The sequence below is a fragment of the Chitinimonas sp. genome (assembly GCF_041904975.1).
Classification (GTDB): Bacteria; Pseudomonadota; Gammaproteobacteria; order Burkholderiales; family Chitinimonadaceae; genus Chitinimonas.
This window is the reverse complement of record NZ_JAYRLZ010000054.1, coordinates 1-1,509: the sequence shown is the minus strand read 5'-3', so window position 1 is coordinate 1,509 and position 1,509 is coordinate 1. Positions and strand designations below refer to the sequence as shown.

Sequence of the window (1,509 nt, the reverse complement as noted above, 5' to 3'; positions counted from 1 at the left end):
CTGAATGAACCTACTTGCTGGCAAAAACCTGGTACTCAGGCAAAATGCAGCGTCCTCGATATAAGCACAGACATCTTCGCGCTAGGCGTGCGGGAAGGCTGGCAATGCTGAACACAACCGATCTCATTAGGATTAGATTGCGGTGCGCAGCATAACGCAAAGGTGATGAGAGCCCAAGCAAGGAATGCACATAAACCAACATCGTACATTCGGCACAATACGCTCACTTGATATTCAATCCTTCAGCGTCTTAGTCTACGTCTTTGGTTTTATGCGCCTACGGCGCGAATGATTGCAGCCAGTCGAGCCGGGCGATCAGCAGCACAATCATCCGCTACTTGCGCACCATGAAAATGGCGTCATAGCTTGCTTCGGAAAATCCGGACAGACTTTTTCCTCCTACCACCAGAAAAGGAACACCGCCCTTACCACCAGCGCGGGCGAAACTAAGTGCGCCATCGTCGGTATCGATATCCACCTCGCGGTAGGAAACTTTTCTGCTTGCAAGGTAAGCCTTGGCCTTCTTGCAATATCCGCACCAGGCGGCGGAATACAAAACAGGCTCCTGCGACACAGGCGCGGCGGACCGAGTATCAGCGGACTTTTTCAGCTGCGCGATATAGGCGAGTGTTTCAGCAGACAGTGGGCTGGCTGGTGCGCTCTGGAACGTCAGCGTCTTCATATCTTTGGCATTGCTCGGCGGCTGATCGCTATACGAAACCCGACCATCCGGCCCGGTAGACTTGTAAAGCGTCGTGGTCTGCCCAAGCGCTGCGGCACTAATCAAGGGGAAGGCAAACAGAGAGAGAAGGAATCGCATTGATAGCCCAGGGAGCAGTTACCACTAATTTACACGGTTAATCCCGATTCGGGCTGGATGGGATGGCCAGCCTAGATCCAATCGAAAATGCCCGCAGTCTACCGAACCACCCTGGACATACACCAGTGTCAGATTGCGACGCAGGCGCATAAGGCCATGGCGGCGCATTCAGTTCAAAGCGCTCCGCTTCAATTGCCTATGAAGGATCGCACCTTACGGCCTTGATACTGCAAACACCCCAGTCCCGCGCGGGTTCCCTTCGGGGACCCGCCCTACCTGGCTTGGGTTTTATGCGCCTGCGGCGCGAGTGCTTTGGGCGGGATTGCGTCCCGCAGCCGCCTGACTTTCTTGTCTTGCCAAGAAAGTCAGCAAAGAAGGCGCGCCCGCGGTGGCGCCCGGCTGCGCCGGGTTCCCTGCGCTTCTCGACCAAGTCGGCGGCTCGGGAACTCGGCCCTGCGGGCCTCAAACACCCCTCGCCTTCTCCCGACTTGGCCTGCGATGCTCGGCGCCACCGAGGGCAGAGGGGTGCTCCGTGGGATGCGAAGAAGGCCATCCAGCGCCGCAGGGCGGCCCGTGGCCGCCTTCGCGGCTGAAGCCGCTCCTACAAAAGGCAAGGCGGGCATTGCCCGCCCACGATCAACGATTGCGCACAACGCGAGGTACGGAGAGCCCCATCCCCGTCGGCTCTC

The 1,509-nt window shown here is 58.1% G+C and carries 1 protein-coding gene; it reads right to left on the bottom strand.

Going from position 1 to position 1,509, the window contains the following annotated elements; translation table 11 throughout:
* Positions 1 to 334 precede the first annotated feature (334 nt).
* A complete protein-coding gene (locus ACE3OH_RS07470) occupies positions 335 to 820 on the bottom strand; it encodes a glutaredoxin domain-containing protein (RefSeq protein ID WP_374350267.1) in 486 nt (161 codons plus the stop codon).
* Between the last annotated feature and the right edge of the window lie 689 nt (positions 821 to 1,509).